This window comes from Halorubrum salipaludis (assembly GCF_002286985.1).
GTDB lineage: Archaea > Halobacteriota > Halobacteria > Halobacteriales > Haloferacaceae > Halorubrum > Halorubrum salipaludis.
This window is the reverse complement of the sequence record NZ_NSKC01000018.1, coordinates 1-23,154: the sequence shown is the minus strand read 5'-3', so window position 1 is coordinate 23,154 and position 23,154 is coordinate 1. Positions and strand designations below refer to the sequence as shown.

Here is a 23,154-nt window from a genome sequence, read left to right as displayed (position 1 = left end):
AGCGGTCTCCCCGACGAATAATGCGGCTGAGAACGCACTTCGTGAACCTGTTGTTCTCCGGAAAATCATCGGAACGCTCCGTAACGACCGAGGAATGTTCGTTCACGAGACGGTCTTGTCCCTGCTGGCGACGTGGCGCCAGCAGGGACGCAATCCCTACGAAGAACTTCGCCGAGTCGTCAGCAGCAATGAGATGATCTCACGAGCTCACGCTGTGCCGGCTGTCGAGACCTCGGGGTAAACACATACTAATATTCAAAATGCGCTACTAACTGTCTCGGCGAATAGAGGTCCCGCCATTCCTCCATTCCGTAGCGCTTAGGTTCCTTGGTTTTTCTTCCATCGGGAATCGGTTCTGATAGGAAATCAGAAATCTCGAAATCAGAATTAATACGTTGTTCTGCTTTTTCAATCGCCTCGTGATCTTCCGCCGTTGGCGAACGATAGCCGTAACTCCCGTCTGAGTTTCTATATTTCACACAATAAATAGTATATTCAAACTCTCCTTGCTTGAGCTTCGGTTGAACACTCTCACTTTCAGTTACAACACCACAGCTGAGACATTCGACATCGCCCCCTCGAGAAACTGGTCCCTCTGATGGGTCAAATCCGGCCATTTCTTCGTCGCTGGGATCAACAAGGCATTGAAACTCGACCTTATCCCCCGTTATCTTAGGCCGCACAACAACATCTTGTGCAGACTTTCGATTCCGAATCCACCACTTTGGTACCAGCGGAATCTCACATCCACAAGTAGGACATTCTATAGAGTAAGTACAAACGTAACTGTCTGGGACCTGTCCTGGATTCGTACTTGGGTAGAATTCTTCTAAGTTCTCTTTCGCGTGTTTTTTGATTTTTTCTCCCCACTCCTCGATCTCGGCAGATAGAGTTCCTACTGCTGGTGCATATTCCAGTAATACCTTGAGAATTATCGATGGAACTGGGTTTAACTCATTAGCTTTTGTCGGAAGGCCGTAACGCAACGATTCAAACGGAATGACGCCTCCTCCTGCTGTCGGATCCAGAACTGTTGGTAGACTCCCGTCCCAATGTTGTTCTAGAGATTGGTGGAGTTGACTTAGCTCTGTTTGGCTCGGGGACTGTGTGAATGGGCGTGGGTATCCATAGTGTTCCCCGAGTGTTCCACTTCTTTCAGATTCTGTCGCCTTTTTTTGCTCAACGTAGGTTTCCAAACTCTCATTTAGGTCTTTTTTAGGCCCAATCTGTAGTAGACTCAACAATTCATCTGAGGATGTATCTGAAGGGAGTACAGAAGCGAGGACTGCTAGCCGTGATGCCGGCGTCGGCCGCCTAGCGAACCATGGATGTAGGTACCGATGGGGCGGCATATGCTTCGGGTTCGCTTCTTTCAAGTTTTCAATTCCTACTGCTTTGAGCGGAAGATTCCCCTCAATAGCTAGCGGTTCCAAATTGTCGTATGGGTTTTCACTCATAAGTGGTCAGTCAGCAAGGTTCGAAGTGCTTTTTCGCCGTTCGGACTGGACGGGGACCGACACTTCGCGTGCCAGTAGTAACACTCCTCGTCGCCCATGTGAGCGACGCCGCGACAGAGGGCACGCATCCTGTCGACGCGCTGGAGCGGCTTGATGCCGCGGAACGCGAGTGCCAGCCGGACGCCGACAGTCTCTGGGAGGAAGAGGTCACCCGCACCGCTGGTGGTCACGGCTGACGAGTCGAGTTCCGCGCCGTCGACGGTCTCCTCGATGAGCGGAGAGAGCGCTCGGAAGCGCCCGCCGTCGATACGCGCGACCTTCACCGCAGTCCACCCGTCCCAGTCCCAGCGGGTCGCCTCCTCGGTCGTAGAGTCCTCGAAGAGCTGGTCGAAGGGTTCTACACTGAGTGAGCGTCCGCGGCGTTCGAGCCGGACGCGGCGTGCGGCCGCCTGATCCTCGGGGAGGAGTTCGTACAGCGTCACCTCGCCGCCGTTCGAGCCTTCGCGGCGCACCATCGCGAACGTCGGCCGTCCGCCGTAGACGCTGCTCCCGAACGAGGACACGGGAGCGTCCTCGGTCGGCGTCCCGGCGCGTGGCGAATCGAATTCGGTAGTCATTGAGTGGCCTCGGGGGGTACTTCGACCGGTCCTCTGGCTTGAACCTTCACGTCGATGTTGGTCTGGCCGAGCCCCGCCTGTAACTCTGCGAGCACGTCGTCCTCGTCGTCGGTTATGGCTTCGGGTTCGTCGAGATCGACGCGGAACTTCAGCGTAACGTTGATCGACTCGCCGAACGGGTCGGGCTGGTTTGTCACGCGGGAGAAGTCGTCGAGTCCGCCTTGGTAGCTCGCGTTGTAGCTCGTCCCGGTCGACGTCTTCACGTCGTAACTCATCCGAACCGAGACTGCGTCCGCACGGTCGGTGAACGCGTCGCGCTGAGCGATGAACGACCCCTTCGAGAGTCGGTCCTCGCCCACCACCTCGACGGTGACCTGCGAGACCCCCGGCGTTCCGTCCGAAGACGCCTTCGAGAGCGCGTGGGTCCGAACCTCGTTGAACGCGCGAGAGGCGGCCATCTGACTGGTCGCCGTGTCCCAGCCCGTCGGTCGCGCGCAGTCGGGACAGATACCCTGCGCGTTGAGTTCGCTCTCGTCGTACTCCTTGCCACAGCTCTGACAGCGATCTTTCTCGGGAGTCTTTGTGTGGTCTTCGCAGTATGCCGGCCCGTCGCCGGAGGGCTCGACCATCGTCGTACAACCGTCTTCGGCGCACTGGACTTCTTCCGCTTCGGGCGGGCGAATCGAGTCGTGGTGAACGTCGAGGAGGGACTCGATACCCGTGTAGACCACGTACTCGTTCCCGATCTTCACGTCGGTGTCCCTGATCGACGTCCGAACGTCCGGCGACTCCGCGAGGGGGCTTCGCTTCCGCCAGTTCTCGGGATGATCGTCGGCGTCTGCGTCCCAGTACACGGTTTCGGACTCCGCGTCCCAGTAAGTGTATCCCCCGTCGTCGACCATCTTCGCGACGGTCTTCCGAAGGGGCTTCGTGCTCAGGAGGTAGGGAAGCCCCGGCTTCTTCGCGAACTGCTCGACGAGCTGCTGGGTCGTCATCGAGTCCTGGGTCTGCTGCCAGAGCTTCTGCTTGAAGAACGCGATACCCTTGGGTCCGGCGTCAGCCCGAATCAGCCGGTCGTCAAGCGTCTCTTCGACAGCGTTGACGAGCGACGTCCCGCCGTTGGCCTCGGTCGCGTTGATAGTGATGTGCGTGAGGCCGTCGCGGTCGACGTAGTAGAGGTGACGGTACACCCCGCGGACGAGCTCACCGAGCAGACCGTATTTCGTCTTCTGACGCTCTTTCAACTCTTCAATCTGATCCGCAGAGAGGTCGGCAGTCTGTTGACTGTCGTCGAGCAACGCCTCGATGGCCTCCAAGTGACGGGCCTCGTCGACCGCACTCTTCACACGTTCGTCATCGGGTGCGAGGAATAGGACGTAGTTTTTGTAAACGCGACTTTGGACGTCTCCGCCCTGTTTCGACGCCGACTTCTGGTAAAGCGACTGGACCTTCTCTGGGACCGCCTGCGGGTTTGAATCGTCGTTGAGCAGCTCTTCGGTGACCGGGGCCGTGTCCATGTGCATAACCGCGAGCTGAGGCGTCGATGCTTTGTCCGGGAGGTCGGCCGGCGACTCCGGATGCGACACCGGATCGAACGCTCCGGTCCCCGTCTCACTGTCGAGCCGAGCTTCGAACCGAGAGCGCGCCTGCGCGTCGGGGGTGTTGTCGACCCGCTGGTCAATGATGCGAATGAGGTTCGGATCGGACTTGAACCGGACGCGCTCCTCGTCGTAGAGGTAGTAACACGCGACGCTCATGTCGCCTCCGGCCAGCGCGTCCAGTGCCGAGTCGTAGTTGTCGAAGCGGATGTCGGGATGGCCGAGCGCCGCGTTCATTTCCGCTCGTGTGAGTCCGGTTGCCTGCTCGCCGTACGCCAGACTATGCCACAAAACAGTTGTTGTCAGGTGGCTTCCGAGCGGTGGAATCCCTTTCTCCGTCCACTTGCGGTCCTCAAGTTGTGCGTGGGCGTTCTCGTCCTCACTGTAGATGTCAGCAGTGACGGCAGAGCTGAGATCGACGAACTCGAACAGCGTCTCTCGGAGGGTCCCATCGATGCTGCCGCCCGGAGCATCGTCCGCCGGCGTCAGATCGTACAGCCGGATCCAGTGTCGGTCGTAGTTGGCCGGCTGGTGGTTCCAAAGGTAGAATACGGCCCGAGCGAGGAGCTTCAGTGCGCCACGGGTGCGCTGAAACTTCGGGATCGTGTCGATCTTCTCGGTGAGGGTATCGATGATCGTCGGATGGAACGGGTACTCTCGTTCAAGTCGGTCGACGAAGCTCGCGTCAGTAGCTTCCTGTGGGAACTGGCGGTCTCCGCCGGTGTAGAACTGGAAGTATGACTCTGCGACAGACTGAGCTTGGCCGTGGTCAATCTCTTCGAAGAGCCTGTGCTGAAGGACTTGTCCCACCTCCGTTTCGGAAGTGGGCGTAACCGTCTTGTGTTGCCGACGGCCGATCTGGTTGAGTTCGTCGACGAGCGTCCGGATCTCGTCGGCCTCCTCTTCGAAGGCCGTGTCGGCGATACTGTAGACCACGGTAACGTCATCAGTCTCGGACGCGGTCTCAAGGAGTGACAGAACGAAGCTCAGTGTCTGGCTCGCCAGCGTCGCGTCTCCGACCTCGACCGCGGATGCTGCCTCGAGATACGCCGCAATCTCGTCGATGAGGATGAGGGATGCCCCGTCGCCGATCTCGAACAACCCTTTCAGCGTATTTCCGCCCGGAGCGTTCCGGTCTTGGTCGTACTCCTTGATGTACTCGTAGCCCTCCAGCCCGTAGAGCTGATAGGCGATCTCTCCCCACATGGTCCGGGTGTTCGGAGCATCCGGATCTGTGCGGTCACTACGAGCGTTGCGTCCGTCAACGTGCCCTCCAACGAAGACCGCAGTGTCGACATCAAGATCACCAGAAACGGTGGCATCGTGATAGGACGACGCGAGGTCCTTATCGCCGTCGTTGAGATGATCTTCGAGATTATCTATATCACCGGGATGGGTCGCAAGGTGATACGAAGCGATCAAGTCGTGCGTCTTACCGCCCCCAAACCGCGTGTCCAGGCAGAGGATGCTGTTCGAATACCCTCCACTGTCGTGTCCACTACTAGCAAGAAATCTTCCAGTGAGATTGCTGAGAAGCGTTTGTAACCCGTCTGTCGGGTAGGTCATATCGAAAAAGAGACCCGCATCACGGTAGACCGGAGGAGCCTCCTCTGGGGAATGTGCGACCGTGGCTAGACTAGCCGCAAATTGGTCTTCCTGAAGCGTTCCGTCGAGGACATCATTCCGCGGTGTACAATTGTCGAATAGCGTTGGAAATTCTGCGTTACTCATTCTGACCTCGCTGTTTTCGATTCTGCTGGTCTCGATGCGGTAACGAATCCGTTTTGTTTCTTTTCAACATTCGGGTAGGCGATATTCGGCGTCTCCACAGCATCAAGTTAGTCCCGTCCTCGGCTTCCGTATCTCGTTTGTTAATCACAGGACTGGATAAACTTGCCCGTCTGAAGCTTCCTGTGTGGTTCGTGATTCGCTTCCGAATCATTCAGATGATTCTATCACTTTCACAAGATGTTATAACTGTTGCCGAGTCTAGTAGTGGTCTGAAACTTAACATCTGATCGACGAGAAGGATCGTCTACGAGCTGTACAAGCTCACTGACGGGGAGATCGTGGAAGAAGCAATTACCGATCAAGTAGCCTCTTGTGGTCGTGATTATTGCGCTAATTCCTCCCACTCGGTAGCACGACAGACCCACAACGGGCGTTTTTCGGTTTCGTTCACACGAGGTCCGATATCAAATCCTTATGTAACATATAGATAACACCGGGAAACAAGAGTTACATAAGGAATTACGACGGTGTTGAGCAGCTACTATAGCCACCGATTTCGGCGGGTGATCAGCTGTCTTGCTCTTTATCAATACCTCTAGAACACTCGTCACAGCCAACATCAACCGTGGCAGCTCTGTTGAAATCCTCAGATGCTGATAGTTTGGAGAGGCTATGCTGAATACAGAGCGCATATCTTACATAACAATCTATCCGAGGATCGATTTTTGAATCGGTACAAACTAAGTGTCCTCAAAATGGATAATGCTTCTATGACTGAACACGTATTGTATGAGGATGCGCCGGCCCGAATTGAAATTACGTATAAATATATTGACTCAGATGACAAGGTTGAGCCGGTTAATCAGGAAATCCTAAACCGGGAAGACGTGAGAGCCCCAGTCCTATACTGTGAATGTGGTGAAGAGTTTATGGAGTGGGAACCAGCAATGGAGCATCTCCGAGAGTTTCGTTAGCGAATCCCGTAAACTTATTTCAGTGCTGTATACCTTCTCTGTATCTTGGACGGGTTTCTGACATAATGCATACCGGTCAGCGTTCTACATCGATCTGTGGGTCATTCGTATTGGCCGTAACCGGGAGATAATGTGTCTCGTAGTGAAGATCTCAGTAAAGCGCCTTACGTGTGTTACTTCTCAACTCCTGCGATGTATACTTTTATCGCTCTGACTTATGAAATACGGATATGGAACTGCCGACGGGTGACGACATTCGAACAGCGAGAAAGGAGAAAGGACTGACGCAGTCGGAACTCGCCGAGCATGCTGGAGTCTCGCAACCGCTTATCGCTCGCATTGAGTCGGATGACGTGGACCCAACTATTGACACCCTCTACGCTGTTGTCTCTGCACTCAATGATTCGGCTTCAGGATTAGAGCAAGAGGAGGTTACGATGTCGATGCCCTCTGTTCTGAAGGATGCTCGAACTAGAACGGGGTATACACAAAGGGAACTAGCTGAGGTTGCAGGTGTGTCTCAGCCACTTATCTCTCGTATTGAACGAAAAGATGTGAATCCTAGAACGTCCACTCTACGGGAATTATTCAATCATCTAGATCCACTATCAGAATCGGACGACGATGAGATATCTACGCAGCCTACAACCAACTCTTTGGCTGAGAAAATTGAGTGGGAGTTTGAGAATGTCGAGGGAGTATCGTCTCAATCCGAACCAGAGACAAAGGGAACCAGCACGAGCGAAACTAACCGATGTTCCGAATGTGACTTAGATCTCAGTCCGTATCCGGATCCGAGCTTCTGTCCCAACTGTGGGAACACCCTTTGAGTGTCAGTGAAGTGGTCGGTGGAGCCATTGGAGTTACGCCGACTATTTCACTTGACGGAGAGATACTCGTGAGGGATGGGTGATGAATGATGATCGTTACCGCAGAGCTGAGTAGAGGGTCAAATATAGTTTCGGTATCATCTACTCACCATGCTATCTATCCGTCTTATAGTGATTCACCAGGACCAGATACTGCTATTGGTCTGTTCAGTATTTGGATTCGCCCCGCCATTGCCGCTCTCGCGGAGTTCGTCTGAATGTTGGTCGGCAGATGCGTGACACTGCTCGGAATCTCTCCAGTGATTCCTGAACGCTTCTTCACTGTTGAAGACCATCTCATCGCAGTAGGGACAGGGGACTTTCCAGCCCTTGTCGGGGAAGTGAAGCCATGGGAACGACCCGTCAGAACTCTCAATGTCGAGATTGACATCAGGTTGCCGCATCTGTCGATCTCGCTCATCACCAGTTAATTCAGGGTCACCGTCGGTTTGATCATTTTGTTCATCAGCAGTTCGTGACTCGATTGTTGCGGTGATCTCGTCCCACTCTGCTTGGGTGATTTGACGGACCTCTGCTGGTGGTGTTGGACCCAGGCCGGAACACCGATCAGCGTTTTCCCAGTGCGCCACAAATGCTTCTTGTGTGTTATTGACCCTCGAATTACAATAGGGGCAAGGGACTTTCCACTGCGACCGCTCATAATCAAGGAACGGAAATGAATCAACTTCCCTTTGAGATTTGGGCACAGCGCCGTCTGACTTCGGGTTTGATTGACTGTCACTCGATACTGAAGTAGAGGCGGATGGGTAGATCCGAGAGAGCAGCACCATGTCTGGGCGGTTCGTTTGGCTCAGAGCGACTCTGTCACCCGTCGTAATGAGATCTTCTGATTTAAGCAGGCTAAGCGCTTCGCTGATGCGCGTTTTAATCCGGGTCCCACGACGCTGATACCCGAACAGCCGCGTCGTCTCAAGGGCGATATCATCCTCTTCGATCTCGCCGCCTTCTTGTAGAACAACAATAATCGCTTTTGCTATCTCTTCGAGAGGAATTTCGTCGATCGTTCTCGTGGCTGAGTCTGTGTTGATTCGCACATCGAACTCTAGTTCGTCGAGTGGGGGCCACAGGAACTGACCACGTTCGTACACCTTGTCGTCTTTTTTGAGTTCGTCGAGACCGTTTCGGAAAATCCGCTGAACCTTCTTTCCCGCCCGTGACTGCCCCCAGACGTCAAGGTACGTCTGCATAGCGGTGTCGTATTTGATTGGGCCATTCTGGGTGACTGTATCTTGAATTGAATTCCGACTTGCCTGATCCATCCCCTGTTTGTCGGAGTCATATTGCTCACTCCACTCAAGCGAGGGTTCTTCGTACTCGGAGATCTCGTCGTGCTCAACCTTCGAACCAGCTTCGAGGATCTCTGGCTCATGCGAGGGGACGTCAGACTCGTCTGTTGAGAACGTCTGTCCGTCACGAAGCTTTTCAACTTTTTCGATGATTTTTCTAATCTCTCGCTCCTGGTTGGAAGTCCAGTCAGGTGACCATATTCGGTGAATCGTCCAGCCCAAGTTTTCAAGCACCATCTGCCGGGTACGGTCCCGATCTCGCGCTGTCTTTGAGGAGTGGTACGCGGCCCCGTCGCACTCGATGCCGAGTATGAAATTGCCAGGCTGATCGGGATGTTTGATTGCTAAGTCGATACTGTAGCTGTTGCTTTGGACTTGTGAGACCACATCGTACCCTTCTGCTTCGAGTGCGTCGTATACTGCTTCCTCGAATTGGGAGTCGAAATCCAGCGTCCCCGTTACCTGGTCGTTCCGAACGAGCGCTTGTTCGCCTTTCTGCGCGTATTCGAGATAGTTCTTGAAGTGCTTGGCACCGGTGCTATTCGATCCGGAGAGATCGATGTCACCGGGGAGCATCGAGCAGACGACCGTAATGTGTTCTTTTGCCCGTGTGACTGCGACGTTGAGCCGGCGTTCACCGCCGCTTTTGTTGATCGGGCCGAAATTCGTTGAGAGCGTTCCGTCTTGGGCTGGACCGTAGCCGATGCTGAATATCATCCGGTCGCGTTCGTCGCCTTGGACCATCTCGAGGTTCTTGATGAAGAACTCGTCAAGCACGTCGTCTTGACTGACAAAGGCATCCAGCACGGGATTCTCTTCACGGCGCTCTGCGAGTGCGTCTCGGATAGCCTGTTCTTGAGCGCTGCTGAATGCGACGACGCCGAGGCTTTTGTCACTGTGTTCGTCGGCGTGCTCTTCGATCAGGTCGATAACGCGTTGGGCTTCAACTTCGTTCTGTCTCGATCCGCCGCGATCGTACACGCCGTCCTCAACATACTCGAAGGCGACACCGGTTTCGACGTCAGGGTTGTTCTCCGGGAACGTCCGGAGACTGTTGTTGTAGTAATGGTAGTTGGAGAACTGAATGAGCTCCTCTGTCCGGCTCCGGTAGTGCCAGCGAAGGTTCTTCTCAGGGAGCACCGACGCTGTCTCTTCTAAGATGCTGTCCAAGTCCTCTCTCACATCCTCCGTCGTTTCGACGTCAGACTGGAAGAATGACGTCGGCGGAAGCTGTTTCGTGTCACCGGCAATGATCGCTTGGTCTGCGCGAATAAGGCTACTCACAGCGTCTTGCGGCATGATCTGTGACGCCTCGTCGAACACGACCGTGTCAAATTGAATTGAGTCCGCCTTGAGGTACTGGGCGACGGACAGCGGACTCATCATGAAGCACGGCGTCAGTTGAGTGATGAACGACCCTGCTTCGTCGAACAGCTCACGAAGCGGCTTGTGTCGGCCTTGTTTTTCTGTTTCTCGCCGGACGAGTACCTGTTCTGAGCTGGATGCGTGTTCCAAGTTTAACGACGGCCGGCGTTTCGTCACTTCGTGTTGGACCTCGATCTTCGCAAGCTCCTGTTGTTCTTGGTCCAACTGACGGAACTCTTCGACATATCGTTCCATCTCGTCGGCGTTGAACGAGCCGAGATCCGTCTGCTCATACACGCTGTTGAGCCACTCCGTGTAGAATCGCTTCTCGAAGGCCGGCACAAGATGGTCGCTATTGTACTCGCCTTTCAGGAACCGTTCAGCGTATTCTCCACAGATCGTTTCACGAACGGTGTCGAGTTGGGAAGCAAATTGGACACGGGACTGTAAGGCTGAGACGTCACTACGAAGCTCCCGAAGTGCCTCTGTAAGTTCAGCAAACCGTGCTTGCCGGAACTGAGCGCCGTTAATTCTCAGTCCTGCCACGTTCATTGTATCCTCGAAGAACACAGCTGCATCATCGTACGCCGCAAGCGCAGTGTGCGTCTGCTCTACCAGAGAGTCAACCTTCGGAAGCGTGTTATCGAGGAGCGCGTTGATTATCGGCTCCGTATTCGTGGACTCGTATTCGTCTAGTTCAGAAACCCAGCTCTGAGCCTGCGTGAGCGTTTCCCAATCCGTATCGCCGCCTTCGTACAGCGGACCAAGGCGTTGGATAACGCCTCGGAAATCTTCTCTCCGGTCTTCAATACGCTGTACCTCTGCGAGTTTGCGTGTATCTTCGAGTAGCTGATCGTGACTCGGATCATAGCTGTCCCGGGCGTGGTTCGTAACTTTCCGTTTGAGCGACCGGTAACTCGGCTTGAGTACCTTCAACATGCCGTGCGCCGCGAGTTCGGTATTGAGCTCAGATCCGCTCGCAGAGAAGAAGCTCCGCTGATAGTGTTCAGAGAGATCGTTGATGAGGGAGTCACGCTCTTGCTCGAGCTCTGCGAGTTCCGCAAACCGTCCCCCCGCCTCAGCGAACGAGCCATCGAAGAACGCTTGCTGCCAAGCAATGTCCGGTCGTTCCCGGAGGTGCTGTAATAGTTGGTGTATTTCGCGCATCTCTGCGAGCGACGCTGGCCGGACACCCAACTCCGACTCAATGTCGTCAGCGACGCCTTGGAGATCGGTGATTGCGTCTACCTGGCGGTCCAGACTTTGCCGCATTGAATCACCCGTATCGACTCCCCACTGCCGGAGTGTCGTGTGCCGCCACGGGCCTGTCTCGTACGTGTCGATCTCTTCGCCAAAGCGTGCAAGCGTCGCTAACTCATCAACGGCACTTTCGAGGGCGTCTTGGCCGATGTTCAGTGGCTGGGAGATGCCGATTTCAACCCGTGGAGCGTCACCATGTTCGCTCACAATCCCGAACGCTTGGTACGCCGTCAAATCCCAGCCATGTGGGGAGTAAAACAACTGGTCCCCGTACTGGTTGATCGTGTCCCGCCGGTCTCTGAGTTTGCGAAGTTGTTTGACGCGGCCGTCTGCGGACTTGATCTGCGGAGCTTTCAGTTCAGTTTCGAGGCTTCCGAGAACGTCCGTGTTGTTCGCTTTCTCGCCGTGGACTTCAAGACAGAATCGGCCGAGGCCGACGTTGTCAAGCCGATTTTTGACCACATTGAGTGCCGCCTGCTTCTCGCTGACGAACAGGACGCGTTCACCGTCGGCTAACTTCTCCGTGATGATGTTCGAAATCGTCTGACTCTTCCCCGTCCCAGGCGGTCCTTGGAGCACGAAGCTCTTCCCGCGTTTTGCCGCCTCGATTGCCTCCTGTTGACTGGAATCAGCGTCAAGGACTTGGTAGGTGTCGATGGGATCGACGACATCGTCGAGTTCCGACGCGGATGGCGTGGTGATATCTCCCTCAGCAGTTTGAATCGGCTCCATTTCGCCGTTAAGCGCTTGAATGATCGGATTGTTTTTGATCGCAGACCGGTTGCGCTCTAAGTCGGAGTAGAGACTGAATTTGGTGAAATCAAAGATCCCGAGAACCACATCTGGTTGAATTGTCCAGCGATCAAACCCGCTGAGTGTCTCGGATACCGATTTGAACGCTGCGTCGATCTCTTCAAGCGAGAGTGCGTCGTCTGTGGGCAGCGAAATCCCTCGTTCAGCTGCGAGTTTCTTGCGGAGTGCAGGATTCAGCCGGATACCCTCTGCCTTCGGCGTCAGGACGTAATCGTGTTTCTCCCCATCTTGGATCGTTCTCTCTTCTAGTTCGACGGGTGCGAGAAATAGTGGAGACCGGTTTGCTTCGTCGCTGTAGTCGACACTAAACCATCGCAGCATTCCAAGCGACAGGTATAGCGAATCAACCCCGCGCTCTCGAAGATACTGTTTGTTCTTGATACCGATTTGGTACAGTGAATTCTCCGCTTCGTCTGGGGAGCGTATTGGGAGTAGCTCATTCGACGCGAGCTCAGGGTCGTCACTGTCGTCGTCAGTCGGTTGTTTTCGGATGTAGAGCTCGCCGTCTCCATCGAGTTCATCAGCGATGGTTATCGGGTTCGTCTCTTCGAATGGGAGCGACTTCGTTTTCGTCGGCTTGAAAGAGACGAGCTTGTTCCGGCGAGTTAGATCGAGCAACTGGGACTTCCATTCATCGATCTTTCTGTCCAGAGAGTCACCGTTTGATGACGAATCTTCAACGACTGCCTCTTCCTCCTCATACTCGGAAATCGGATCAACATCGTCGTCCCAGAAGATGGTCTGTTCGAACGTGGGCTCGTCCTTCTCGGGGTCTGGTTCCGGTTCAGAGTCGGTTTCGTCTTCTGTTGATTCAGCTTCCTCGGAGTCGGGAGATTGCGCCGTTTCAGATGTGCTCTCTTCGTCACCCTCTAGCTCTGATTCCGGTTCCTGCGTTTGATTCGTGGTGGCTTCGGGTCTCGGGGGGAACTCTTGGAGAAGCGCTATTGCTGTTTCTAATTCTTCGTCGGATGCGACTGCGATTGGGAGCGGAACTTGAGACTGTGGGGCGACCGGAAGATAGATCTGCTCAGTCGATTCAATCACGCCCTGTTGAACCAGCACGTCGAAATCCTCGCCGTCCAGGCGCTCGGTCTGCGCGAGCTGATACTCGGTTACTGTTTCGCCGTCACCGAACGCCTCTCGATATTCCGCCATCGTATGCGAATTTCGGGACCCTTGTTGCTGGCCATAATTTGGACTGTCCTCGTCTAACCCGCTGCCGAAGACGACTTCGTCTAACTCGGACTGCCACTCATTCATTGGGTGATCGCCACCAACGCGATACGTCGTCTGTTCGGATTCGATGAGGCGCTCAACCACTCCCGCGAAGGTTCGAAACAGTTCGTAGTGTTCCGCAAGTAGATTCGCTTCTAGGTCCTCACCGTCTGTATGTTCTTCAGTCATATCTTCATCATCATCACCACTTGTAACGCCCGCAGCTTGTCGCGCCTCGTCGATCGAATCGAAATGGCTGTAGACGACGCTGTTACTGAACGGTGCGTGTACATCGATATCTTGTGGAGAGGGTGGATTTCCGACAGTATCAGCTACCGCTTGGAGCCCTGTGAGTATGTCTTCCCGAGTGTATTGGTGTGACCCCTTCGGCTCAAGCCCTGCTTTCTGAAGTGCCTTTGACCACGTGTCAAATACATCCTCAAAACGGTAAAGAGAGTACTCGCTATTGCGCTTCAAGTTGGTCTTAGTCGGTATGTCTCCGAGGGAGTCTTTCAACCGATGAATCTCCTCTATCAACTCCTCTTCGTCAGATTTCTCCGATTCGGTTCGTTCAGTATCTGACCCTCTCTTTGATTGGGTTTCTTTCTCGGGAGAAGATTCATCACCGGCGGTTTCTGCTTCTTCGGAGGGCTCACTGGTATCCTCTGTATCGAGGTCTTCCTTCTCTTTGCTATGTTCCCATGCGTATTCTTCCCACACTCCGAGGATAGTCTCCACGTCACCTGTGTTCGCTTGAACAGCAGCGTGGAGTGCTGTCAAGTCATTCCGGTTGATGCTCTCTTTGTCCCAGTCGAAGTCACCATCAGCATCGAGTGAGTCGATAAACCGAGCACCCTCTTGTAAGAGGGCCTCCACCACGTCGCCGTCCATCGACTTAGAAAGCGCAAATCCTGGTAACTTATCGAAGCGCCGTCCAAGTGAACAGAATCCTGCCGCCTGTTCGATGATTTGCTTTCCGTCTTCCCGGGGGATAGCTGCAGCTTCGGTTGGGGAGACGCCGACGACATTGTAGAACATCGCGTGCTTGGGAGTATCCGGAGGGTTCCGGAGGACGCGTCCGATCCGCTGTACGAGTTCCTGATTGACACCTCCGGTGGCCATGTTGATTGCCACCGATGCGTGCTGCATATCGACACCTTCACCAAGCAGGTCGCCGGTCCCGACGAGAATGCCAGCACTTTCGGGTTCATCGAAGTCATTGATGATTTCGCGCTGTTCCTCTCGACTCTGTGACCCGGACACAAGGTGAATAGAAGACGGGTTTGCAACCACGTCGCTGAGTCGAGACTCCAATTCTTCGACTTGGGCGTTGCTGTCCGCGAGGATGACGACGTTCTCTGTCGTGTGGTGTTCAACGACGAGATCGATGACCGCATCTAAGACTGGTGAGAGGTTCCACTGCTTAGTCCGACGCGAGAACAATCGCGTGACGAGTTCCCTGAACGCCTCGTCTTGTTGCTTGAGCGAATTCCCTTCCTTAGTGTGCGAGAATCGACGAACATCTTCGTACGTTTTGAGCCGACGCTCCGTTTCTAGGGATAACTCGTTGTTCGAGAGGCGCTTCTGAAACTCACGGAACGACCGTTCAGCACGTGTTGCGGTTTTTTCTAGATCGTCACCAACGACATCGTACGGCGCGTAGTGAACTTCCCAGTCGAACGACGGAATCACGCCATCGGCTCTCGCTTCCGTAATGTTGTACCGTTTGATCTCCGGGCCGATACTGTTCGACAGACGCTCTTTGATGCGTTCACTATCGCTCCCAGCGTCGTCGACGGACCCGGACATGGCCAGCACATTACCGTCGAATTCATCAAGAAGTGATCCCCACTCACTGCCTGTCGCGTAGTGGTGGGCCTCGTCGAGTAACACTAAATCGTACGTAACGCGGTCCTCGTTAACAAGAGACTGGGGCGTTCGGAAGTGGATTGTCCCCCATTCGAGCGTGATGTCATCGCTTCCTGTTGTTCGTTCTTGCGGGATATTCAGATGTCTCTCGAACTCTCGTCGCCACTGTTCCAAGATGAGATCGCTGTGGGCAACAATAAGAATATCATCACTCCCGTTAGTGGCTGGTTCTGTAACTAGCCCACCAATGCCCTGGTCGTCAGGATGTAACTCACCGTACTGTAGTGCTATCGCTGCGAGGCCAAGTACGGTTTTGCCAGTGGCGGTTGCCATATCGACGTACCCACGTTTGTCGTGTTCCCACCACTTTTCGAGTGCGTCACGCTGATGCGCCCACAGCGGAGTCATCATTTGCGGCCGATCCAACAGCGACAACAGTCCTTCCGAGGCACTCTTTTCAAACTCGGTTAACAGCAGATCAACGTTCGACGCGATTGTCTCGTTATTGAACAGTTGTGTTGTGATATCCGAAACGGTTGCCCCAGAGAGTTCGAATGAGACGTTCAAATCCCCGCCCACGTGCCGAGTGAGTAGCTTTTCGATTACTGCCTCTGTCGCCTTCTCAACGTCATCAATACCGAGGTCGGTCGTTGAAATATCGTAACTAAGCTCGTTGAGTTGATACGCAAGAAGACCCAACTTCTCGTCACTGACTTTTTCCTCCAGGACAGTCGGGAGATCAGCGTAGCGTCCGGCTGTTTTCTTTAATCCCCGGCGGTAATAGGTTCCTAACTCCTGGCCAAAGTCATCCTTCGTGAGGGCAAGGTCACCGATTTGGATGTTGGCCCGCAGATCCATCGCGGTTTCATCGAGATAGGGAGACCACTCGGTCTTTGGGCGTTTCATGAGGAATTCGTCGTGATAGGACTCTCCTACCGACTGAATTCCCCTTGCCCGCTCATCCACAAGATCGTCGATATTTCGTCCCATAGTGATATTCGAAAGACAGCCCTTCTGCTATGCTATCATGTGGCGCGTAATGTATATTTCGCTGATAGCAGTAAGAACATCCTAACACTCTCAATACCGATCTTCACTGACTGGGCACAACAGAGGGAGATGTACAAGGTGTGTTCTGAATACAGAGAGAACCTACAGACAGGTACTAAGCCAAGGAATATGTGGCCCTGTTGAAATCCTCTTCTTCACATATGTTCTTGCCTGAAAAAATTGGTCGGTGAAGGGTACGAATTGACCGCTAAGACTCCTGATAGTTTGAGATACTGTTTGAATCCTCGTGCGAGATACAGAGCGCGAGTCAGTCTCTAAATATCCTGTTAACAAGTAACAAATATAAGAAAACTTATGATAGCGTGTACCCTCTACTGTTTGATTATGTATTCAGAGAGACGCAACAACCTCCGAAATACTGTGCCACGTACGACCGTCAGCCGTCGGTCACTACTCGCAGCGAGCGGGGTTATTGTAGTTGGGGGACTCGCTGGCTGTCTGAATCAAGTTGCGTCGTCAGTGACGGACACGGGCTCGTCGCCTGCGGCAGTGTTCGCAGGGACAGACTGGAATGATGATGACACGGAAGTCACGTTCATGATGGCTCCGGAGAGTCCGCACGTGAGTCGGTTGGCTCCGACGGTGTCTGGCGGGCAGCTTGGGGATGTCGAGTTGGAGGGGTGGGTTACGTCTTCTGCGGTGATGGCTCAGGACTACAATTCGTCGCGGAGCAACAAGCGGAAGACGCGGGCGGGTGATACGGATTCAGATTCGGATGGGGATGGTGTCGGTGACGGTTCTGAGGAGGACGCTGACCTCGTCGCGTATCTGGGTGGTGAACCGATTGTTGCTGAGCGGTTCTCGGTGTGTTTGCCTGACGCGGAGGTTCCGGGTGGGAATGGGAGTCTCCGTGAGGAGGTGACGCCGGAGCGGCTCATCGCGTATCTGACGGGCGAGTCAGATGGTGAGGGTAAGGTGTACTCGTGGGGGAAGTCGGAGTATGCTGCTGGTTCGGATGGTGGTGGTGATTGTGATGATACTGACTCGTCCGCTCATCCGGGGGCGGTGTGCGGGACGACGCCTCACTTCGTTTCGGAGATGACGGGGCCTGTGGCGACGGGTGGGCGTCTTGAGGTCGTTCGAGGTGGTGACGGGACGGTGACGGTCGTCAATTCGCCACCGACGGCGGAAGACAAGTCTGCGAAGGTGTGTACTGCGGCGGATGATGACCCGTGTGGTCCGGGTGTCTGGGCTCGTACAACGGAGTCTGGGTCTGGGTTGGGTGTGTTGGTGTATCAGGTGCTGGTGCAACCGCCGCAGTGTCCGCGTCCGTTCCCGGCGTTGTTGTACGTCCAGCGGTGTGAGAGCAACGACCAACTCGTGTACACGGGTGGATGGGTCATCGACGACGCTGCGCTGTACGAGGATTCGGTGACAGTGTTGTCGATGGCCGGTCCGACGGAGGTGGTTGGTATCGAGTGCTGTTTCGATTACTCGGCTGACGCTGATGGTGACGGGTTCGGTGACTTGGTGAAACGGTCGGTGTCTGGTGAGCGTGCTCGGCGGGGGGCGCGGTTGGATTCCGGGACGGTAGCGGAGTTGGTCGAGACGGGTGTGCTTTCGGAGTCGGGGGGTGTCGACTACACTCTTCGGAAGCGACCGGGACGAGAGGCCGGGGATGAGGTCACGTTAGAGGTGACGGGCGACGAATACGGGTTCGTGACGCACGTGGCGGTGGATGCGCCAGCGTTGCACTTGGTGAACGCTGCGAGTGTGTCAGAGGAAGTGAAATTCAAGGCGGGGGCTGAACTGTCGAAGAGCGTGAACTGATTATCCGTGTGGCACCACGGTACTCCCGGTGACGTCCTGAGTTCTCGAACGGTATCTCTGTGCTCAATCCATCCTCTGTATTCAGCACGGCTCCAAGAATATGTCACTGGTTGAGGATTTCAACAGAGTCTTGTAACCAATTATTTGCTTCCCACCAATGATTTCCATTCAAGCATGACCGGAATCGTGATCCTCCCCGCTGGTCGCGACGACGCGTTTGAGGACTACAAACAGTTCATTCGAGATGGGCACCCAATTGAGGATATTGAGTCCTACCTCAATGACGAAGACCTCGAACTGTTTCGGACGACATCTGACAACGATCTCGTCCACGTCTGGGGTACCTCAGTAGACGGGACGTGGCGGAACGTCGAGCGAAACGACATCGCGCTCGTCTACCACGATGGCGCGTTCGTCGCGAGGGGACAAGTCCTCCAGCTCCGACATGACCCCGACCTTGCGGAGTATCTCTGGAGAGAGAACGTTGAACACGGTCGCTGGAACGAGGAAAGCCCCTGGGAGTACATGACCTTCCTCACCGATGTTGAGGAAGTCGACGTCGACATTGGGGAATTCAACGAGCTCGTTGGCTATGACGAGACCTACCGCCCGCAGGGATTCACACGAGTCGCAGACAAGCGCCTCAACCAACTCTCTGGTGAGGAATCAGTCGAAACTGCCATTGCCGACCTCACCGATGCCGGCGAGCGTGTTCACCCGGTCGACGACGAAGACGACGGACCCACTCCCGACCTCGCCGATCAACTCCGGGCGGCCAGCACAGATGGGAACGCTCACGAGGAGTTCGAGAAACTCGTTGCGAAGGCCTTCTCCCGGCTGGGCTGTGCCGCCGACTGGATCGAAGGAGGGGGTGACACCGACGTGGAGATCCGATCCCCCGAACACGTCGTTGTCGAAGTGAAGGCCCGAGGGAACGGGCGAGTCAACTCGCTAGAGGTCACAAACGTGGACAAGCATCGACGCCAGCGTGGAGCCGATCACGCCATCGTGGTCGCCCCAGGCTTCGCCCCAAAGGTGATCGATAATGCCGAGACGACCGAATTGACAACCATCGCCGTCGACGACCTCGTCGAGCTCCTCGATCGTCGGGACGAGTATGCCGTCCCACCCGAGGAGATATTGGCCCTCTTGACACGTTCGGGAGCCTTCCAAGACGACAGGCTCGACCTCCTCGATGAGTACATCCAGGACCGCATCGATGCTGGAGAGACCCTGCTTGCGGTCCTTCGAGCTCTCGAGCGTGCCGACGGAGCCGTAGAGACAGCAGAGGACGTCCGGTGGATCGTCGTGGGCATGGAGGACTCGAACGATATCCCAACCACCGAAGAGGTTCAATCCGCCCTCCAACTTCTTGCGCATCCCAGCGTGGGGGCCGTCGAGCAGGCCGAAGAAGGGTATCGGGTGACGACTGACTACGAGAACGGGATAGAGTTGGTTCGATCTCTCGGAGATATTGTTCAACCACCGGGAGGAAAAGAATAGATCAGGGGCATCCCGCCCCATCCTGATTACGTCGCCTCTTTCGTAGTCCCCTTGTTCTCTCGTGAATAGCTTCGGAAGTGGTGGTGTGCGGATTCCCACGATCACTCGTCAACAAAAGCTGCGGAAACGGTGGAGAGTCAGACGCGATCTATACCAGTTGTTGTGCCCACACACCACTGCTTCAAGTGAAACAACAGACTCCATTAGCGATGGGTCTTTTCGGCAGTTTTCCATGAGAGTGAGCGATCTTAACCAACATACTTCGGGCTTTGCTATCTTTGTTGGTTAATCACAGCATCCTGCTGTATAACTACCGAACGTCGGATACCACCTCGATTATACACTTGTCGGGAACACGTTTCTCTTGGGCGGCGATCTGGTTTCACACTACAGAGTTGTGCTGCCAGTCGCTGTGATTGGTAAGAGGAGTGCGGGTCGTAGTGGGTGTGCTGGGAGGGGTTAATCGCCTACGTCCCCACACACCGGCACTTCGAGTATTTCAAACTGTACACGGTAGATCGACGCTGAGATCCAGCCGCTCTCTCACACACTATCCGTTCGAGTGTAACCACCGACGCGGTCGCGAACAAAACTGCTCTCAGCGTTTGGTAAGAGTCTGAGCAACCGTTATCGGAGACACACCCACCACTGTTTCACGAATTTAGCGAGAGTGTCGGAGAATGAGATTCATAAACCTATCTGGAGGAAGTAGATTCACGAATTGGGTTCCGGGGCAAGAGAGACGCGAACTTAATAAATCCGCATGACACCCACCAGTGTTTCAGGAATTAATTCAACTGGACGAACACCATTCCCTAGAATTCGAGTGAATGCGTTACTCGAAGAAAGTAGTTAACACTCGGTTTGGGGAGCTGAGAAGCCCTACCTCCGAAGAATAGAGACCAGACACGTCTCTCAAGAACTCGTCAGGAGAAGTGAACATGACATTTCCGGATGAGCAGTCAAATCGAAGTAACGGATACCGTTGGGACCCCCACCACTGTTTCAGCAATTCACCCGAATTAGAGATCGGGTCGAATACGAAGACGAGTCCCGCCACAGGCGTATCTTTTATAAACTCTTCAGATGTAGGTTGCTATGATTGTTTAAACTGCTCTATCTATTCCCTTACTACTACACTTACTACTACTAAAGGAAAAGAATATATAATATAATAAGAGTCGCTGTGCCTTTAATCCGGCTAAAATAGAGGTATTAGTGGCTGAGAACCGTGTTTTCGTAGTATAACGTGTGTTTCCGTCAGGACTGATCGTTCCCACTCTTTCGCACGAGAATTGCTGAAACGGTGGTGGGGGTGTGGTCTGTCTATTTCGTTTGGAACTCCAGTTGACGACATTCTAGACATTGCTGTAACCGGGGTTTTATTATCTCTTGCCCAGAGGGTTCCGCATATGACCCAGTTCTCGAATACCTCGCCTATTTTCCAACGAGAAGAGGTCCTTCGTGAGGAATACCATCCCGACAATCTCCCCGAACGAACTGACGAGATGGAAGATCTTCATATGTCGCTGGCTCCCGCAGCTCGCGGAGTCGGTGCCAACAACGTGTTTCTCCACGGAAAGGCCGGTCAAGGGAAAACTGCCGCTGCGAAAGCCAAACTCTCCGAACTACAAGCCCATGCCGAGGAAGAATCCGATCATCTGGATCTCACGACAGCATATGTCTCCTGTGAATCGCATGATCTCTCAACGTCATACAAGGCTGCTTCCCGTATCTACCAAGAACTCACCGGCAACAGTCGGCCGACTGGTTACGCAACCGACGTCGTGATGGACATGATGTTCGAGGCGATGAACGAGATCGGTGGCACGATCATCATCGTCCTCGACGAAATCGATACGCTCGGAGACGACGACCGGATTCTCTACAGTCTCCCCCGAGCTCGAGCGCAGGATTACGTTGAGGACCACGTCTTCCCCAGCATCATCGGCATCAGTAACGACCTCCAGTGGCGGGATAATCTCAGTCCGAAAGTGAAGAGTTCGCTCTACGATGATTCCGTCCTATTCTCACCGTATGATGCGACGCAGCTCCAGCAGATCCTCCGCCGGCGCGCAGCGAAGGCGTTCCGCGATACTGAACTGATTCCGATCGACGAAGTCGACGCCGATGGAGTTCCGGAGGGAACTGTCGTCGAAATCGACCAATCAGGGCAGGAATATCTGTTTCGGAGTGATGTACTGACCGATGACGTGATCCCACTCGTCGCTGCACTCTCGGCACAAGATACGGGCGACGCTCGTCAAGCGATCAAATACCTCCGCAAAGCCGGCGAATTGGCGGATAAACACGGTGACGACCAAGTTGGTGCGGAGCACGCCCGTGAAGCCCAGGCACTCGTTGAGCGAGAAGCCGTCGTTGAGGCTATGCGTGAAATGACGACACAAGCCCATCTTGCCCTTGCTGCGCTCACTGCCCTGGAACTTTCCGGGGATGCTCCCGTCCGAGCCAAACCGATCTACGGCGTGTACAAGAGTGTCGCCTCACGAATCGATGCCGACAAACTCGGTCAGCGACGGTTCAAAGACCATCTCCGTGAACTCGACATGCAAGGTATCGCCGAAGGCGAAAAGGTGACGGCGGGTTCGATTGGTGGTCCTGCTTGGGAGTATCAGCTCCAAGTCGATACCGAGATCGCTGTCGAAGTTCTCAAGGATACGGCTCGGTTTGCAGATATCGATTTCGAGCATATCAGTGCTGATCGACCGAACGCGTAGTCTTGTTGTGGGGTGATTTTCGACTCCCTGTTCATCTATACAACACCCCCCACCGTTTCAGCAATTTCAGGATACATAGCGACCTCCTCTGCTCTTCTGAGGACACCCCACCATTTCGTGAATTCTTCCTGATAACACGTGTGGCGTGGGACTGTGTGCCTCGCGTGAAACCTCCGAAAGTGGTGAGCATATTACCATCTCAATCAGGCAGATGGAACTCGCGAAACGACCACTGTCACCCTACACCTAGGCGGTACTAGGGACCTTGGAAAGATCCTCTGAGGATAGGCTCAGAAATTAACCAACAAGCTGGCGCTTCCGTTGTTTCTGTTGGTTAATCACGGTGAGTTCCATCATGTACGCCCGTATGCTTTTGTCTTGCAGTACTGAATCGCCAGTATGTCGTTTCGAGTGACGTGGGACAATCTCCTCGACAACGTGGAGGAACTTCCAGCAGACGCTACACTCCTCACTCCGCTCTCTCAGAAGCCGTTTCAGATTACCGACGTCCAGCAACACCGAGTGCTGATCGAGTATCAGGCCGACAGTGAGACCGTCCCGCTCCAGCGAGAGCAGTTCGAGACGCTGTTTGAGCGCGTTGACGATGCGACTGGGTCGTTCGATCTCGACCGCCTCCCACCCGGAGCTGAACCGTATGCCACCGTGATGAGTCTACATCCGCGATTCACGATCGACGACCGGGACGGCACGCTCTCCGAAAGCGAGAGGCCAACACCGTCGCCGCTCGTCGATGCGCACACGGTTGAACACGACGATGGTCTACGAGAAGAGCCCGATATCCCTGTGTACGCAGACGCCCTCCTGTTGATCGACGCGCTCGAGCAGCACGATGTGACGTCACTCACCGAACTAGACGTGCCGACACTCGTGAACCTCTACACATTGCTTTCCGACGTCCAGCGCAACGCCAACGATCTTCGGCAAGAGGTCCGTGGCGTCTTGCTTGATCGTCTCCATCACGACCAACCTGTGAGTG

General features: G+C 54.5%; 8 protein-coding genes and 2 pseudogenes. 6 read left to right on the top strand and 4 right to left on the bottom strand.

The genetic code is table 11. The features are described 5' to 3' along the window. Window positions 1-241: pseudogene (locus CK500_RS16420) on the top strand (IS66 family transposase); the annotation flags it as partial. 7 nt (window positions 242-248) lie between these two features. Here the strand turns inward: CK500_RS16420 and CK500_RS16415 are convergent. Genes CK500_RS16415 through CK500_RS16405 form a run of 3 tightly spaced genes read right to left on the bottom strand, consistent with a single transcriptional unit; the run spans window position 249 to window position 5,403 of the window. After that, window positions 249-1,457, bottom strand: coding sequence for a DUF1156 domain-containing protein (locus tag CK500_RS16415; protein WP_095638258.1), 1,209 nt, complete (start codon window positions 1,455-1,457; stop codon window positions 249-251). After that, the gene (locus tag CK500_RS16410; RefSeq protein ID WP_095638257.1) at window positions 1,454-2,074 is read right to left on the bottom strand and encodes a DUF7680 family protein; all 621 of its coding nucleotides are present in this window, start codon (window positions 2,072-2,074) and stop codon (window positions 1,454-1,456) included. Before CK500_RS16410 ends, CK500_RS16415 begins: the two co-directional genes overlap by 4 nt. Then, on the bottom strand, window positions 2,071-5,403 hold the full coding sequence (locus tag CK500_RS16405; RefSeq protein ID WP_095638256.1) for an ATP-binding protein: 3,333 nt from the start codon (window positions 5,401-5,403) through the stop codon (window positions 2,071-2,073). Before CK500_RS16405 ends, CK500_RS16410 begins: the two co-directional genes overlap by 4 nt. Window positions 5,404-6,607: 1,204 nt before the next feature. Between CK500_RS16405 and CK500_RS16395 the strand changes: the two genes are divergently transcribed. Then, a complete protein-coding gene (locus tag CK500_RS16395) occupies window positions 6,608-7,207 on the top strand; it encodes a helix-turn-helix domain-containing protein (RefSeq protein ID WP_233139258.1) in 600 nt (199 codons plus the stop codon). A gap of 176 nt (window positions 7,208-7,383) precedes the next feature. Here CK500_RS16395 and CK500_RS16390 read toward each other — a convergent pair whose 3' ends face one another. Beyond that, complete coding sequence (locus tag CK500_RS16390) at window positions 7,384-16,065, bottom strand: DUF4011 domain-containing protein (RefSeq protein ID WP_095638255.1); 8,682 nt, start codon at window positions 16,063-16,065, stop codon at window positions 7,384-7,386. 723 nt (window positions 16,066-16,788) lie between these two features. Here CK500_RS16390 and CK500_RS17665 point away from each other — a divergent pair. The 4 genes and pseudogenes from CK500_RS17665 to CK500_RS16370 form a co-directional block, all read left to right on the top strand. Next, on the top strand, window positions 16,789-17,916 hold the full coding sequence (locus CK500_RS17665) for a hypothetical protein (RefSeq protein WP_233139257.1): 1,128 nt from the start codon (window positions 16,789-16,791) through the stop codon (window positions 17,914-17,916). 174 nt (window positions 17,917-18,090) lie between these two features. Then, complete coding sequence (locus tag CK500_RS16380) at window positions 18,091-19,419, top strand: restriction endonuclease (protein ID WP_095638254.1); 1,329 nt, start codon at window positions 18,091-18,093, stop codon at window positions 19,417-19,419. Between the two features lie 1,412 nt (window positions 19,420-20,831). After that, window positions 20,832-22,157 (top strand): Cdc6/Cdc18 family protein, encoded by a 1,326-nt coding sequence (locus CK500_RS16375; RefSeq protein WP_095638253.1) that lies wholly within the window; start codon window positions 20,832-20,834, stop codon window positions 22,155-22,157. A gap of 399 nt (window positions 22,158-22,556) precedes the next feature. Next, window positions 22,557-23,154: pseudogene (locus tag CK500_RS16370) on the top strand (hypothetical protein); the annotation flags it as partial.

Excerpts from the sequence above, each read along its gene's own strand:
- CK500_RS16405 (WP_095638256.1), bottom strand. The coding sequence starts at position 5,403 with ATGAGTAACGCAGAATTTCCAACGCTATTCGACAATTGTACACCGCGG.
- CK500_RS16395 (WP_233139258.1), top strand. The coding sequence starts at position 6,608 with ATGGAACTGCCGACGGGTGACGACATTCGAACAGCGAGAAAGGAGAAA.
- CK500_RS16415 (WP_095638258.1), bottom strand. The coding sequence starts at position 1,457 with ATGAGTGAAAACCCATACGACAATTTGGAACCGCTAGCTATTGAGGGG.
- CK500_RS16380 (WP_095638254.1), top strand. The coding sequence starts at position 18,091 with ATGACCGGAATCGTGATCCTCCCCGCTGGTCGCGACGACGCGTTTGAG.
- CK500_RS16390 (WP_095638255.1), bottom strand. The coding sequence starts at position 16,065 with ATGGGACGAAATATCGACGATCTTGTGGATGAGCGGGCAAGGGGAATT.
- CK500_RS16375 (WP_095638253.1), top strand. The coding sequence starts at position 20,832 with ATGACCCAGTTCTCGAATACCTCGCCTATTTTCCAACGAGAAGAGGTC.
- CK500_RS17665 (WP_233139257.1), top strand. The coding sequence starts at position 16,789 with ATGGCTCAGGACTACAATTCGTCGCGGAGCAACAAGCGGAAGACGCGG.
- CK500_RS16410 (WP_095638257.1), bottom strand. The coding sequence starts at position 2,074 with ATGACTACCGAATTCGATTCGCCACGCGCCGGGACGCCGACCGAGGAC.